This is a genomic window from Clostridium liquoris, assembly GCF_002995785.1.
GTDB lineage: Bacteria > Bacillota > Clostridia > Clostridiales > Clostridiaceae > Clostridium_AO > Clostridium_AO liquoris.
This window is the reverse complement of sequence record NZ_PVXO01000041.1, coordinates 30,202-44,243: the sequence shown is the minus strand read 5'-3', so window position 1 is coordinate 44,243 and position 14,042 is coordinate 30,202. Positions and strand designations below refer to the sequence as shown.

The following is a 14,042-nucleotide window of genomic DNA, read 5'->3' as shown; positions in this document are numbered from 1 at the left end:
CAAAGCTATATTAAATTTAATAACCAGCCTACGGCTTTTTAAAATTGTGTGTCTAAAAGCCTTTTTGTCATACAGTAAATTAAATTCATAATGTTTTTCTATCCAAATAAGCACTTTTATTACAACCCCTAGTAATTGTTAATTATTGTTTTTCGAATACACTAACATAATTAATTTACTTTTTATATTGCTATCTTAATATTACTATTAATATTTTCTTTAATATAATATATGCTTTTATTTTTACTTTGTATATAAAAATGGGGCTGTGGCATTAAGAATAAATACTACAATATATTGTATGTAAATTCCTTGGTGCCACAGCCACTATTCCATTTTTTAATTGTTAACTCTTAATTGATAATTGTATACAAATTACCTATCTTGATTTTTAATCTTCAAAACATCTTTATGATTCAATTCAGTGTCTTGAAGCACATTAGCAAGGTTTTTTTCATTGTCCATCATTCTTTTAGCTTTTTTAAAAGCCTGAGCGTGGGGAAGCTTTTCATTCTTCTTCACCATTTTACTTTTCACTCCTTTACAAAACTATGGAAGCTTATCTTCTTTCTTTTTTATTTTTATTATGTTTTTTATCTTCTTTATGATTAATTTCACCATTATCTGTCCTTTCTATTCCTATAGCATGAGTTTGCTGATTTGTAAGTTTTTGTTTTACTGCCAAAATAAACACACCCCTTTCATAGGATTATTTTCTCCACAGGAAGAGGTATTATTCTATTATTTATTTTTTAAAGCGGTAACAATTTTTTGCTTCCTTAATATAATATAAGTATAGTTAAGTTTTATGGAGGTATGTAATGTACTTTAGAAACCAAGATTTAAATTCCGATGAAATCATCAATGAAAATACTGAAGAAACTCTTAATGATTCCGCTCGTGGCCGTCATAAACATGGGCATGGGTACGATCATGACGAAGGCTCTAATATGCCTTTTATGTGCTGCTGTCCAATGATGTATTATCCAATGATGCCTTATCAGGCAATGCCATCTCAGGTATCTCCTTATGAGACTATGGCTCCACAGATGACTCCATGCCCCACACCTTATCCAATATCTCCAGCTGGATACAAAGGTCATGATCATAAGTGCAAATATGACCCCTGTGGAAAATATAGAGATATGGATGAAGACATAGATGCTGCAGATGTATTCAATGATACAAACTTTAATGATGCAAACTTTGATGATATGAACTTTGATCGTTCTCCTTACTATGGGCATCAACATTATGGCCCATATTATCCATATTATCCATTTTATCCATATTATCCGCACTATCCATATTATCCACACTATGGTAATCATTACGGTCATCATAGATAGGATAAATTACTCTTAAAGCATATTTACATTTTTAAGGCTGTTGGCAAATTCACTTTGTCAACAGCCTTAATAGCTATATGAATGTGTAAATAATTTTATTATATATGTTGTACTCTAATCCCTATTGATCATATTTCTTTCCAAAGCTTCTATCATTGTCTTCACTATATTTCCAGCTTCTCTTGAGGTAATATCTCCATTATCTTTTTCTTTAGCACTTACATCTTTAGCAGCTTCAATTTTAACTTTACTTATGTCTTCATCTATATGTGATATAGTCAGCTTATTGAAGTTGTTCTCTCCCATAACCATAATTATTCCTCCTGCTTAAAACAATAAGCCCAGTTGCCTGAGCTTATTTATATAATTACTTTATAGGTTTTTTTCATAGGACTCTACCATCTTTTTAACCATGTTTCCGCCTACTGACCCAGCTTCTCTTGAAGTAAGATTTCCATTGTATCCATTTGTTAAGTTAACTCCTACTTCTCTTGCTGATTCCATTTTAAATTTATTTAATCCTTCTTTTGCTTCTGGAACTAATACTCTATTACTTCTATTTGCCATAATTAATTCCTCCCTTTTTATTTTATATATTATTTTGTTTTGTATTATAAGTTTTACCTAAATTTAAAACTATATGTTATGGAATTGAAGGAAATATTGGGAATGAACTCATTAGCTTGTCACATTTACAAATATATTTAAATTATGCCTAAATATAATGGATATTTTATACATAAGTTGAAATAATAATAGTGTAGAGGTGATTTAATTGTATGTAATTTTCATTATAGGCATAACATTTATAGGTTTATCCTATTATAGTAAATATCTTAATAAGCTTAATGTTGAACTCAGAAATAGTCACAGATCTCAATGGCTTAAATATGGATTGGTGTCTAGAAAACATTTAGCAGAGCTATCTATAGGTGATTTTGAAAATTGGTGCTTTAATTTACTAGAAAAACTAGGTTATAAAAATATAGAAATAGTATCCTCATGGAGATATGAAAACTATAAAACTATTATTTCCACTAGGTATAAAAAGACCATTTATGTGTGGTGCAAATCAGCAAAAGAAATAGATGAATATAGTGATAATTATGAATCCATAGGCAGACCTGATGTACAAAGGTTTATTGGGACATTGGAACATGATAATGTAACTGATGGCATTATTATCACAACAGGGGATTTTACATCTGAAGCATTAAAATACATAGATTCATTACCCAATAAGTTCAACATTTCCATTTATGATGGTGTAACCTTAACTAATATCCACAGAGCAATAAGAGAAAAGGAAATTTCCCTATTATTGCAACAATCAAATAATATTTAGGAAGTGGTTATATGAAATCTATAGATTTTTTTCTTACTATTTTCTTATGCCTATATATAATTAAATTAATAATAGAAACTATTAAATGTCTAAAAATAGATAAAATATATGATGAAGATATGGAAAGGTTAAAACAGGGTAATTTGATATTAGAGGATATTTGTAATCTTACACCAATGGAGTTTAAGAATTGGTGCGCAGATTTTCTATGGAAGGAAGGTTACTCAGATATTTCTGTGTCATGTAAAGGCTTAGATGGAGGAAAGGATATTATTTGCAAGAAAGGTATGGACATTTATTTTGTAGAATGTAAATCATATAAATATAATAAAAATGCTGAATTTAAAATAGATGTGAATGCAGCTAAAGAATTAATAGGTTCCATGGTAGGTTGTAATATAACCAATGGGGTATTAATAACCACTGGTATATTTACTGAGGAAGCTTTAAGGTACATAAATACTTTGCCTGCAAATTATAATCTTCAATTATATGATGGTAAAGATTTGGTTAAGAAATATGAAACCCTAATGACACTAAAAGCCTGTAACCAAAACCCTGGAGATTCTCCGGAGTTTTGATTATATATATTAATTCTTAGTTACTATTTTATTAATTATAGATCCTTCTATAAGTTCGCTTTTGCTAAAACCTTTTCTAAAATATCTTATTTGTTTGTATTTAACTCCTGACATTTGAAAATCTAAAACATCAATTCTATCTCCACTATAAACTACTGGATGATTTTCACCTTTTAAGAAAATATGTACCTCCATATTATGGCATTGCCCCTTTCTATTATTTTTTATAAACAGATTTATAAGCTTTAAAAATTGATTTTCTGCTTGCTCTGTTGAATTTTTTCACTCAATTATAGTACAATGGATTTGAATGAAAGTAAAGATAATTGGGCGAATTTTAGAGGTTCTAACTAAAACTGCTTTACCCTTATTTCTCCAAATTGTAAATAATATATTAAATTAAGAGAGCAACTTTTGTAAGTTACCCTCTTATGCATAATTATTATAAAAGTTTCTTAATGGTAAAATCATCCTCAAGTAAAATCCAGTTTTGGGGAAATGGATATCCTAAAACCCAATAGCTAATGCCATTTAGCTTATATGCTTTTACTGTATCAAATTTTGCTTCTGCACTCCTTGCATCTTCAAACCACACTTCATGCATTATTCCCTTTTCGTCTCTATATTGGTAGAATGGTGACTGAGCAACTGGATCATATTCAATCACGGCACCATATTTAACCGCTCTTATTATAGCTTGCTGCATACTAAATGTTTCAGCTTCTTCACCTTGAACATGTGGTAGAACCCAATCTCTTGCATATAATTGAAACCCAAAGTAAATTTTTTCTTTAGGTATAACAGAAACCGCATAATCAAGTACTTTTTTTATTTCATTTAATGGTGAAATTGCTTGTGGAGGTCCTAATCTGTATCCCCATTCATAGGTCATTAAAATAACAAAATCAACAATTCTGCCATGAGCTTCATAATCATGTGCTTCATATAGTGATCCCTTTTGCTCTGCACTGGTTTTTGGCGCCAAAGCAGTAGAAACAAAGTAACCTTCTTTATGCAAACTGTCTACTGTACGCTTAAGAAACTGATTATAAAGCTCTCGATCCTGTGGAAGTACATTTTCAAAATCAATATTCACACCTTTATAATTTTTCTCTTTTAGTACTTTAATGATATTTGTAATCAACTGTTCACTGATTTCTTTACTACTAAGTACAATATGTGCAACATTTTCTCCTAACTCAGTAGATGTAAAATTAGTTATGGCCATCATAGGTACTGCATTTTTCGAATAAGCTGCACTAATTGCTGGAACATCATCTATAGTCTCCAAACTACCGTCCTCTTTAATTTTATATGCAAATGGACTTAAGTAAGTTAAATACTTACCTGCTTCCATCACTGGCGGCACAGCTTCTTGTCCATATCGATCTATATATGCGTTTACATTAACAACTGGTCTTTCTTTAATAGGAATAATCAGTATTTGTCCTGGATATACCATACTTGGATCAGAAATATTGTTTACTTTCATCAAATCATCTACAGTAACTCCATATCTTTTAGCGATTTGAGATAAAGTTTCTCCAGGTTTAACCTGATATAAAGGAGCTGGAATATATAATCTAAGACCTGGATAAATAGCAGCAGGATTAGTAATTTGATTTACCCTTATAATCCCTGCCACATTAGTTTTATAAGTTTGAGCAATGCTCCATAATGATTCCCCAGGACTTACAGTATGATAAACACCTTCTATTGGAATCACTATGGATTGACCAATTACCAATTGGCCTGGATTGGGCAGTTTATTTGCATCCATTGTTTTTGCAATAGGTACACCATAATATACGGAGATTTGCCAAAGTGTTTCCCCTGGTTTAACTACATGAATAAGCATAAACTCCTCCCTAAATATCTATATATATTTAGTTTATGCATTATATTAATATGAATGACAATATAAAATTAAATAGTTAAAAATTAGGGAAGGCTTAATTTTTTCAATAATATATCTATATCTCCTTTAAAGGTGAAGCAAAGCAATTTATCTTTATTTTCAAAAATTATTAGAAATGGAGGGTCCTCATCTTTTGGAATTATGATAATAACTTCATCTATAACTGTGTCTATCCATTTATTTTTAATGGTTACAGATGGTTGTAAAGAGATTTTAATGCCATAGCCCTTATCTGGAATAGGCTTGAATTTACAATATATACCTGTTATTTCATTAATATAGCTTACAGCTGCCTTTTGAATTTTAGAATTTGATTTAACTACCTTTACCACCTTTCCTTTATCTATATCAAAAATTTCAACCTTTTTATATTCTTCAGCATGGATATTTGCTGATGGTAAAAGAATAATAATTAAAATTAATATTGCTCTTTTAAGCATAATATAAACACCTCATTATTAACCTTCCCCAAAAGCGAAATAAGTATTTAAAATTTCCTGCCCTTTGTATGTTTATAATATTCTTTAAGCAGCTTCTGCAGATTTACCCCTTGGTGTACGCCAAGTAATAGGTGCAAACAATGCCATTATAGTGAATATCTCCAATCTTCCCAATAGCATAAGTCCAGAAAGTAACATTTTTGATAAAGCGCTAAATTCACTAAAAGTTCGTGTTGGTCCTACAAATCCAAATCCTGGTCCAACATTTCCTAAGGCTGAAGCTACGGCACTTGCCGCACTCTCAAGATCAATTCCCTCTAGTGAAATAAGTATTGTTCCTAAAATAAATATGATAATATATAATGCAAAAAAGCTGGTTATGCTGGCAACGGTTTCATTTGATATTACTTTTTCTCCATATTTTATTGGTATCACCGCTCTTGGATGAAATATCTTAGAAAATTCTCTTTTAATTAGTTTTAAAAGTACTAATATCCTTATGTTTTTGATTCCACCGCCTGTGGATCCAGCACAGCCTCCAACAAACATTAAAAGTAAAAGAATGGACTTACTAAAAGGCGCCCACTGATCAAAATTTGCTGTTGCATAACCTGTAGTGGTAATAATAGAACTTACTTGGAAAAAAGCATCTCTAAATGCTAGTCCAATGTTGTGATATAGTGTTGAATTTATATTTAAGGCAATAAGTACAGAAGAAACAAATATTATACCAAGATATAATCTTAACTCTCCATCTTTCAAAACTTCCCTCCATTTACCTTTAAATAAAGCATAATAGAGTGAAAAATTAACACCAGAAAGCATCATGAATATAGCAATTACCATATGAATATAAGTACTATTATAAGCACCTATACTTGAATTTTTAATGGAATATCCACCTGTACCAACTGTCCCAAAGGTATGAACAGTTGAGTCATATAGAGGCATACCACCAATTACCAACAGTACTATCTCTAAAATTGTCATTGCAAAATAAGTAATATATAAAATTTTCGCAGTATCCTTAATTCTTGGTACAATTTTGTCTGTCATAGGACCAGGACTTTCTGCTTTAAATATTTGAAAACCGCCTGCTCCTATGGTATGAGAAAAGGCCACTGTAAATACCAATATTCCCATGCCTCCAATCCAATGGGTAAAGGATCTCCAAAACAAAATCCCCCTAGGCAGAATTTCCACATTATTTATAATTGTTGCTCCTGTAGTAGTTAAACCAGAAACTGTTTCAAAAAATGCATCTACCCATGATGGAATACTTCCTGAAAGTACAAAAGGCAAAGCTCCTAATAAAGAGCATAGAAACCAGCCAATAGTTACAATTGCCAGCCCCTCTTTGGCTTTAATGGTTTTTTTGCAATTGGATTTTTTAGACATGATAAAGCCTATGATACCAATTATACAAATGCTGATTAAAAAAGGCAGCTTATCATTTTGATTATAATATAGAGATACTAGCAATGAAGGTACCATTAGTAGTGCTTCAATCTTTAATATCTTCCCTAATACCTTAATTACTATTCCATAGTTCACCTAATATTCCTCCTTTGCTTTTTTTAAAAAACATTTTTAATGCTGGCATATCTGATGTTAAACAGAAAACAATGATCCTATCCTTTGGATAAATTACAGATTTTCCATTGGGAATAAACACTTCGCCATTATGTACAATTGCCCCAATAATTATACCTTTAGGCAGTCCTAATTCACATATTGGTTTTCCAACTATAGTTAAATCTTCACCTATAATAATCTCTGTAACCTCTCCTTCCCCTCCTAGAAGCAATGAAACTGAAACAACTTTACCTCCTCGGATATATTTTAAAATATTACTTGCAGTAATATTTACAGGATTTATGGCAGCATCTATACCTAGCTTGTCTATTACATGTACATAGCTAGGTCTACTTATTTTTGCTACTGTTTTATTAACCCCAGATTGTTTTGCCATTAATGCCATTAAAAGATTTTGTTCATCATATCCTGTAACTCCAATAAAAGCATCCATAGATGCTAAATCTTCCTCTTCCAAAAGATTAATATCTGTTCCATCTCCATGTATCACTAAAGCATTATCAAGTCTTTCAGATATATAATGACAGCGGCTTTTATCTTGCTCAACAATAGTTACATTTATATTAGATGCAGTCAGTCGCTGTGCTAAATAATAACCTATTTTACCTCCCCCTAATATCATTGCTCTTTTTACACTCTTTTTATCAATAGAAACTTTAAGTTTTTTATTTAATTTATCAATATTATTACTTTTACCCATAACATAAATAATATCATTCTCCATCAATTCAGTTGACCCATGTGGGATAATGACATTTCCATCTCTAGATATAGCCGTAATCAATAAGTCTTCGAAATCTTCAAGCTCCATTATCTTCTTTCCAATAAAATTTTCTAGGCTATTTAAATTAAACTCCACCATAGAAACCTTACCACTGGCAAAGTCTTCTGAATTAAAACTATAACTTTTCAACAAATATTTTTCTATGGCATTAGCTGTAGCTAATTCAGGATTAATAATATAATCAATACCCATTTCGTTTTTAACAAAATCTAATTGTTGAACATATTCTGGGTTTCTAATTCTTGCTATGGTTTTTTTACATCCTATTTTTTTTGTTAAGGAACAAATAACCGTATTGGTTTCATCACTGTCCGTAGCAGCCACAAGTAGATCATAGGTTTCAATATTAAGTTCCTTAAGTACTCCAATATCAGTTCCATTTGCATTAACAGTTAGTACGTCTAAATGATCATTTATCCTCTCTAAAACCTTGGGATTTGAGTCAACTAACGTTACATAGATATCTTCATTAATCATAGCTTCTGCCAGCTTGTATCCTAATTTTCCGGCACCAACTACCATTACCTTCATCTTCATCCTCCTCCAATTTACTATAAATATTACTATATTTTACTGAAAACCTTTTTTATTGTATCACAGCTGCAAAAATTTTGTCTAATCCTTCAATGTCAAATAAACACGAAAGCTACAAAATAGCTATGAAATAGGAGGAGTTGACGCTTAAATCTTTATTATTTATTCTTTTTTCTGTATTATTAAAAAACATAAATTTTTCTATATATTTAACAATTCATCATGAATTTATTTTATTCAGGTTCATAGTATTACAGTCTATTTTTAGTTCCCTATACTTTTTTAAATTGTCTAGATCAATTTTGCATTGTCTAATTTTATAAAGTTCATTATTTAATATACTCTTTATAAAACGATGTTCCTTTATTGTATCATCATTTAGCTTATAATAAACAAATTGAGCTTTCTTATAGCTTTCTATTATCTTTGCATAATTTAGTCTGTTTAAATGTCTAGATACATTGGATTGTGACATATTTAGTATATATTCAATTTCACATACACATAACTCTCCATGATTTAATAAATTTAAAATTCTAATTCTATTTTCATCGCTAAAAGCTTTTAAGATAATAATTAAATCCATAATATATCCTCCTTATTAATATTACATCTATATTTAAAAGCCTATGTCTTATAGTTAAACAAGATATAGGCCTTATTATTCTTTGCAGTGTTTTTACATTATATATAATAGGTTAGATTTAACAGCATTTTTGTCTGCGGTGATGGTGTTTATGTCTTTTACAAGAACAACAGCATTGGTTATTTGCCCCTAAAAAATTATTACCTCCACCTAAACCAAGTAAAACTATTGCTAGTACTGCAATTAATGCTATATTGCCAAGTCCTCCAAATCCACCTGATTTCAGCATGCCCCCAAGTAATTCATCAGTTCCTAAATTCTTAAGAACATCACTATTTTCTAAAGTATTTAATAAATTATTCATATCCATATTGTGCACCACCTTTCTACATATAAATTTAAAATATTATAATATGATTATATATGCATATAGTAATTTAAATCTTAATACATATATATGTTTGTGATAAAACACTGTGCATGAAATTTATATGTAATTTAAAATAATTATTGAGATATGGAAAAATATAACACGCAAAAATCATCCAAGGATTTTGGTCCCTGGATGATTTTATGCTTATGCACGTTTTTTTATATTATCTTGTATCCATTAGATTATTCATTTCCCTTGCTATTGCTCTAAAACTTCTTTAAAAAAATTTAATACATAAACCTATAGCTATAAGCAGATATGCAAACACTTCCATTAGTCCAAATATCCATTCAAATATTTTTAATGGCTGTCTATAGTCCACTAACATTATACCTGTCCCATCATCAATAACTAAATCTTCACTATAAAATAGTCCAGGTATACCTTTTCCTATAACTTTTCCTTTTAAGATTGTTGGAATCCCCTTTACTGGAGAAGCATCTTCCCTATCTAAGAGCTCCTTTATACTTCTTTCCTCATATGTCTTTCCATAGGAATAGTAGTATTTAAGCAATATACTAGCTCCTATTAAGCTTATGAATAATGAATTTTCACTTATAAATTTTTTCAAACTCATATCTTTGGCTATAAGAATATATAAGAAACTACCTAAAGCTAAAGCGTATGGAAGTACATTAACTACTGCCTCACACAAAAATCTTATAAATCTTTTTCTAAAAGGTTCATCATCTTCTATTTCAATATGATCCAATGCTAATATTCTTTTCCCTGTTAATGGATGAGTACTATTTATTTCATACCACTTTGCCCATGGATTCTTTAAATCCCATTTCATTAAATTAAGACTTACTTTACTGTCCCCTTCCAATTTATAAGTTGATAGCATCCAAGCATCATTTTGAAGGTTATTTGTAAAAGCCATACAGGAAGTTCTAGGATTTATATCTTTTTTTCTGTTGGCCGTGCCATAGGCTATCTTTAGTGAACTCACCACCACTTTAGAAGTGGTGGCTTCTTGGGTAATACCTTCTAATGAAGATAAATTTACCAAGCTAACAAGGCAGAACCAGCCTCTTTTATATTTAGTGCTGCATTATAATCTCTATCTATAATACAGCCACACTTTTCACATTTATATGTTCTATCTGATAACTGTAATTTTTCTTTCATAGTTCCACAATTACTGCACATTTTGGAAGATGGAAACCATTTATCTATTTTAATAAGTTGCTTTCCTACCCTGGCTATCTACATAAAAATCATGCTGAGAATAATCTAATCCTAGAATTATTTTTGAAAGAGTTTGTTTTTCCTCAATATAATATTCTACTGTGAATCTTATATAATATTGATTCCTACAATTCTTTGATAATGTAGCACTTTTTATAATGCTGTTTTTAGGTAATTGTCTATGATTAACGAATCTAATAGGCTCTTTTAATTTAGGTATCTTAATATACTTTTCATCTATTATTGATATAGTGCCATTTTGATTATTGGTGGTGAAAGAATTTTGACTTTTTCTTTTACTTTTGAAGTTTGGAATACCCTTTAAGTCCTTGAATGTTAATTCTTTGCCTAAGGTTTCAACTTGCTTCAATGCTTTTTTTGAGTATGTTTTACCATCAAATTCACTATTGTATTTTTTTATAGCATTCCTAAAATTAAGCTGTACATTTGCAAAAGCTAATGAATCTATTTCTTTCATATACTCATAATCTTTTTTTATTATTGCTGGTGTTGGCAAGTGTATAGCCTTGTAATCAATTTTTCCGTTAATAAAATTTTTCTCATCAAGTTGTTTATACAGCATATCAACGTATAAGTTATACATTTTTCTACTACAACCAAAAGCTTTCTCTAGGTATACCATTTGTTCTTTATTAGGTTTTAGCCTAAATCTATACCCCTTATTTTTCTTAATCACAGATTTCCACCTCATTTAGTACTTTTCCCCTATATTTAATAATCAATACTAAATGATTAATCGAACCTAAAATAATAAGAGGGCTATCCATCCCCCACCTAAGAGGATAGAAGAATTCCGCCTATTATGTTAAAACTACCTTATAATATTCTTTCACTTCATCAGCCCCTTTCACATACTATTATACCCAATTTTCCTAAATATGTTAGCATCTATATTTCGTTTCTTTTTCCCCATTCCTCAAATAGAATAGACATAAGGTATGTCCTCTCTTTTGTAAGCTTTTAATTTAATTTTTTCCCCGTAATACATAGATAGTCCCCCTCTTATTTATTTTATTCTATCTTAATCCGTGTATTGATTAAGGTCTATTAAACATAAATTTATAACAATCTTCTTCTTTAAATCCACACTTTAAATACAATCCTTCAGCATACTTTGTCCAAAGAACTTTGCTTGTATTTTTTATACTTGGATGATTATTGATAAATTCAATTAATTTTTTCCCCAAGCCATTACCTCTGTATTTTTCATCAATAATTACATCTAGTATTAAACTATAAACAGCATAATCACTTACAACTCTTGCAAATCCGATTTGCTTATCCTTATGATAAATTGAAAAACAAAGGGAAGTTTCAATTGTTTTAGCTATAACTTCAGTAGGTCGATTTTTAGCCCAATGTGATTGCCTCAACAAATTGCAAACTTCATCTAATTTAATTCCAGTAATATTATCCGTAAATATATAATCATCTTCTATGATTTCCATAGCAAAACCCCTCCTCATATATCCCTCATTTCTAATGCCTATAATTCTCATGCATAAAGAATACCTTTCTTAATTGCTTCTGCTAATCCCTTTGGATTTTCCCAAGCCATAGAGTGTCCTGCTGATTTTACAATTTCAACATTTATCATATGTCTCTCCAGCTCAATTTGGTCATCATCCGGTAAAGATTTTTCACCAAAAATAAATGTTTTTTTACATTTCAATGAATATAATATTTCACGCCATGATGGCTCTGCACCAGCAACTGCTGACTTTGAAATTCTACTAATTGCTGTAGAAGAACAAACTGATAATGTGGATGCCCACATAGAATTTACACTGGAATTTTCATTGACAACTTCATCAAATATTCCATTTACAAAATCTTCTTCTTGATAGGTTCCAAATTCATAACTTGATGAACCTTGACCACTTTTATCTAAATTAGCTTCACTAAGAATAATTGTTTCCATATTCCCTCTACATTTATTAGCAAGTTCAAGTGCAACAGCTCCACCTAAGCTATGTGCAAAAATAATAAACTTATCAAGCTTTAGATCTTGTACAAAATTATACAAATAGTTTGCATGTTCTTTTACAGTATATAAATAATTATCTGGTTTATCACTAAATCCACTACCAAGCAAGTCTATTAATATTCGTCTGTGATTTATTAAATCAGTTTGTGCTGCTACTTCAGGATAATCAAATGATCCAGCACAGCCCAAGCCATGAATAAATAGTATTGGCGTATCTTTACCAGGTAAATCATGATATCTCATCTTATTGTTTGTTTTATCTACTATGTATTCTTTCATAAAAACCCTCCGTGTTAAATATAAATACTTAAAATCTTTTCAAAGAAATTGGAATTTATCTACCCAGACAAATCATTTGTGTGGCGTTACACTAATCAATATCTAAGTCTATCTTTTCGTCAACAAACTGATACCCTTTTTTAACAAAATTATCCGGATTTTTTCGCTCTTTTCCTTTGCGGTAAGGAAGAACATGTATCACTCTACCATCTGGTAGGGTTCTGTCATGTCCACGGACTCCCCATGCAGGAATACTATACTGGCGACCAGAGCCAGTAGCACTGTATTTAATTATATTTCCATCTTCATCAACAGGGACTATCCTTCTGACTAAAACAATATGGTCATCTTTTTTATACTCTCCATTATTACCTGATATCTGTCCTCGCTGTTCTATTACTCTAATCTCTTCTGGTCGATTATTCATTTCATATTGAATTCCGACCCAAAAGTTTCCCAACCAATACGATAGCTTTGCAATGTCATCATAGTTCAAATAATCTAAAGCTTCCTCACTGATGAAAACAGGCTGAATATATGGTTCTTCATCCTGACTGATTTCAATAACGGCAGTTTCCATTTCCATGCCAATATCTTTATCCACAAGACAAATTGTGAAGGCGCAATAAACGGCCTTATCAATATATGTGAAAGTAGCATACATACCATATACTGACGTTTCAGCACTCAGATGTTCAACACTGCTTAACAACACACCAATTTGTGTATCTGCGTTTAAATTACCAAATATATTCAATCCAAATTCCACTAATGCAACTTGCTGTGCGAAAAAATCAAACTGTCTCCCTATAAAGGAGATCTTGTCAGCACCGCCATCTGTAAGATCAAAGTAATCAACAGGCTTTGTAAAATCAATTTGATTTTCATTTATGGCAACTCTTGAGAAATCTATATTTTCTCGCACACATCGATCCCAATACCATTTAACATCTTTCGGTAAAGACGGTAACCGGCTTGATTTAAATTTCATTTCTTTA

Annotated in this window: 20 protein-coding genes; 3 read left to right on the top strand and 17 right to left on the bottom strand. The window is 30.6% G+C overall.

Translation table 11 applies throughout. The features are described 5' to 3' along the window. Window positions 1-375 precede the first annotated feature (375 nt). Both CLLI_RS14480 and CLLI_RS15000 read right to left on the bottom strand, forming a co-directional pair. A complete protein-coding gene (locus CLLI_RS14480; RefSeq protein WP_170063668.1) occupies window positions 376-525 on the bottom strand; it encodes a hypothetical protein in 150 nt (49 codons plus the stop codon). 34 nt (window positions 526-559) lie between these two features. Beyond that, the gene (locus CLLI_RS15000; RefSeq protein WP_278335572.1) at window positions 560-685 is read right to left on the bottom strand and encodes a hypothetical protein; all 126 of its coding nucleotides are present in this window, start codon (window positions 683-685) and stop codon (window positions 560-562) included. Window positions 686-821: 136 nt separating this feature from the next. Here CLLI_RS15000 and CLLI_RS07575 point away from each other — a divergent pair, with 136 nt between their 5' ends. Beyond that, window positions 822-1,349: a hypothetical protein gene (locus tag CLLI_RS07575; RefSeq protein WP_106063614.1), complete on the top strand. Its 528-nt coding sequence runs from the start codon at window positions 822-824 to the stop codon at window positions 1,347-1,349. 114 nt (window positions 1,350-1,463) lie between these two features. Here the strand turns inward: CLLI_RS07575 and CLLI_RS07570 are convergent, their stop codons facing one another. Together CLLI_RS07570 and CLLI_RS07565 are read right to left on the bottom strand one after the other, a co-directional pair. Continuing rightward, a complete protein-coding gene (locus CLLI_RS07570) occupies window positions 1,464-1,661 on the bottom strand; it encodes a small, acid-soluble spore protein, alpha/beta type (protein WP_242975553.1) in 198 nt (65 codons plus the stop codon). 60 nt (window positions 1,662-1,721) lie between these two features. Continuing rightward, window positions 1,722-1,916, bottom strand: coding sequence for an alpha/beta-type small acid-soluble spore protein (locus CLLI_RS07565; RefSeq protein WP_106063613.1), 195 nt, complete (start codon window positions 1,914-1,916; stop codon window positions 1,722-1,724). A gap of 208 nt (window positions 1,917-2,124) precedes the next feature. Between CLLI_RS07565 and CLLI_RS07560 the strand changes: the two genes are divergently transcribed. Next, window positions 2,125-2,694, top strand: a complete 570-nt coding sequence (locus CLLI_RS07560) for a restriction endonuclease (protein ID WP_106063612.1) — start codon at window positions 2,125-2,127, stop codon at window positions 2,692-2,694. 11 nt (window positions 2,695-2,705) lie between these two features. Further along, window positions 2,706-3,275, top strand: coding sequence for a restriction endonuclease (locus tag CLLI_RS07555; RefSeq protein ID WP_106063611.1), 570 nt, complete (start codon window positions 2,706-2,708; stop codon window positions 3,273-3,275). 9 nt (window positions 3,276-3,284) lie between these two features. Here the strand turns inward: CLLI_RS07555 and CLLI_RS07550 are convergent, their stop codons facing one another. The 13 genes from CLLI_RS07550 to CLLI_RS07495 form a co-directional block, all read right to left on the bottom strand. Next, window positions 3,285-3,470 (bottom strand): hypothetical protein, encoded by a 186-nt coding sequence (locus CLLI_RS07550; RefSeq protein WP_106063610.1) that lies wholly within the window; start codon window positions 3,468-3,470, stop codon window positions 3,285-3,287. 247 nt (window positions 3,471-3,717) lie between these two features. Further along, a complete protein-coding gene (locus CLLI_RS07545; protein ID WP_106063609.1) occupies window positions 3,718-5,133 on the bottom strand; it encodes a glycoside hydrolase family 18 protein in 1,416 nt (471 codons plus the stop codon). An 83-nt stretch (window positions 5,134-5,216) separates the two neighbouring features. Further along, window positions 5,217-5,633 carry a hypothetical protein gene (locus CLLI_RS07540; RefSeq protein ID WP_106063608.1) on the bottom strand — a complete coding sequence of 139 codons (417 nt, stop codon included), beginning with the start codon at window positions 5,631-5,633 and terminating at the stop codon, window positions 5,217-5,219. A gap of 84 nt (window positions 5,634-5,717) precedes the next feature. Next, window positions 5,718-7,187: a TrkH family potassium uptake protein gene (locus CLLI_RS07535; protein WP_106063607.1), complete on the bottom strand. Its 1,470-nt coding sequence runs from the start codon at window positions 7,185-7,187 to the stop codon at window positions 5,718-5,720. Next, a complete protein-coding gene (gene trkA, locus CLLI_RS07530; protein ID WP_341457000.1) occupies window positions 7,165-8,550 on the bottom strand; it encodes a Trk system potassium transporter TrkA in 1,386 nt (461 codons plus the stop codon). The genes CLLI_RS07535 and trkA overlap by 23 nt, the downstream gene beginning before the upstream one ends. Window positions 8,551-8,767: 217 nt before the next feature. Next, window positions 8,768-9,133: an ArsR/SmtB family transcription factor gene (locus CLLI_RS07525; RefSeq protein WP_106063605.1), complete on the bottom strand. Its 366-nt coding sequence runs from the start codon at window positions 9,131-9,133 to the stop codon at window positions 8,768-8,770. Between the two features lie 118 nt (window positions 9,134-9,251). Continuing rightward, complete coding sequence (locus tag CLLI_RS07520; RefSeq protein ID WP_106063604.1) at window positions 9,252-9,503, bottom strand: hypothetical protein; 252 nt, start codon at window positions 9,501-9,503, stop codon at window positions 9,252-9,254. 280 nt (window positions 9,504-9,783) lie between these two features. Beyond that, entirely contained in the window at window positions 9,784-10,578 is a 795-nt protein-coding gene (locus tag CLLI_RS07515) for a hypothetical protein (RefSeq protein WP_106063603.1), read from the bottom strand. Further along, window positions 10,572-10,718: a zinc ribbon domain-containing protein gene (locus CLLI_RS14845; protein ID WP_242975552.1), complete on the bottom strand. Its 147-nt coding sequence runs from the start codon at window positions 10,716-10,718 to the stop codon at window positions 10,572-10,574. The genes CLLI_RS07515 and CLLI_RS14845 overlap by 7 nt, the downstream gene beginning before the upstream one ends. A 28-nt stretch (window positions 10,719-10,746) precedes the next feature. Next, the gene (locus CLLI_RS07510) at window positions 10,747-11,454 is read right to left on the bottom strand and encodes an RNA-guided endonuclease InsQ/TnpB family protein (protein WP_242975551.1); all 708 of its coding nucleotides are present in this window, start codon (window positions 11,452-11,454) and stop codon (window positions 10,747-10,749) included. 361 nt (window positions 11,455-11,815) lie between these two features. Next, window positions 11,816-12,226, bottom strand: a complete 411-nt coding sequence (locus CLLI_RS07505; protein WP_106063602.1) for a GNAT family N-acetyltransferase — start codon at window positions 12,224-12,226, stop codon at window positions 11,816-11,818. A 47-nt stretch (window positions 12,227-12,273) separates the two neighbouring features. Continuing rightward, entirely contained in the window at window positions 12,274-13,044 is a 771-nt protein-coding gene (locus CLLI_RS07500; RefSeq protein WP_106063601.1) for an alpha/beta fold hydrolase, read from the bottom strand. A gap of 91 nt (window positions 13,045-13,135) precedes the next feature. Then, complete coding sequence (locus CLLI_RS07495; protein ID WP_106063600.1) at window positions 13,136-14,035, bottom strand: hypothetical protein; 900 nt, start codon at window positions 14,033-14,035, stop codon at window positions 13,136-13,138. Window positions 14,036-14,042: the final 7 nt, after the last annotated feature.

What these genes read in the sequence shown, in the direction of transcription:
- CLLI_RS07525 (WP_106063605.1), bottom strand. Translation starts at nt 9,133, where the DNA reads ATGGATTTAATTATTATCTTAAAAGCTTTTAGCGATGAAAATAGAATT.
- CLLI_RS07520 (WP_106063604.1), bottom strand. Translation starts at nt 9,503, where the DNA reads ATGGATATGAATAATTTATTAAATACTTTAGAAAATAGTGATGTTCTT.
- CLLI_RS07545 (WP_106063609.1), bottom strand. Translation starts at nt 5,133, where the DNA reads ATGCTTATTCATGTAGTTAAACCAGGGGAAACACTTTGGCAAATCTCC.
- CLLI_RS07495 (WP_106063600.1), bottom strand. Translation starts at nt 14,035, where the DNA reads ATGAAATTTAAATCAAGCCGGTTACCGTCTTTACCGAAAGATGTTAAA.
- CLLI_RS07550 (WP_106063610.1), bottom strand. Translation starts at nt 3,470, where the DNA reads ATGGAGGTACATATTTTCTTAAAAGGTGAAAATCATCCAGTAGTTTAT.
- CLLI_RS14480 (WP_170063668.1), bottom strand. Translation starts at nt 525, where the DNA reads ATGGTGAAGAAGAATGAAAAGCTTCCCCACGCTCAGGCTTTTAAAAAA.
- CLLI_RS07505 (WP_106063602.1), bottom strand. Translation starts at nt 12,226, where the DNA reads ATGGAAATCATAGAAGATGATTATATATTTACGGATAATATTACTGGA.
- CLLI_RS07540 (WP_106063608.1), bottom strand. Translation starts at nt 5,633, where the DNA reads ATGCTTAAAAGAGCAATATTAATTTTAATTATTATTCTTTTACCATCA.
- CLLI_RS07570 (WP_242975553.1), bottom strand. Translation starts at nt 1,661, where the DNA reads ATGGTTATGGGAGAGAACAACTTCAATAAGCTGACTATATCACATATA.
- CLLI_RS14845 (WP_242975552.1), bottom strand. Translation starts at nt 10,718, where the DNA reads ATGTGCAGTAATTGTGGAACTATGAAAGAAAAATTACAGTTATCAGAT.
- trkA (WP_341457000.1), bottom strand. Translation starts at nt 8,550, where the DNA reads ATGAAGATGAAGGTAATGGTAGTTGGTGCCGGAAAATTAGGATACAAG.
- CLLI_RS07500 (WP_106063601.1), bottom strand. Translation starts at nt 13,044, where the DNA reads ATGAAAGAATACATAGTAGATAAAACAAACAATAAGATGAGATATCAT.
- CLLI_RS07565 (WP_106063613.1), bottom strand. Translation starts at nt 1,916, where the DNA reads ATGGCAAATAGAAGTAATAGAGTATTAGTTCCAGAAGCAAAAGAAGGA.
- CLLI_RS07575 (WP_106063614.1), top strand. Translation starts at nt 822, where the DNA reads ATGTACTTTAGAAACCAAGATTTAAATTCCGATGAAATCATCAATGAA.
- CLLI_RS07555 (WP_106063611.1), top strand. Translation starts at nt 2,706, where the DNA reads ATGAAATCTATAGATTTTTTTCTTACTATTTTCTTATGCCTATATATA.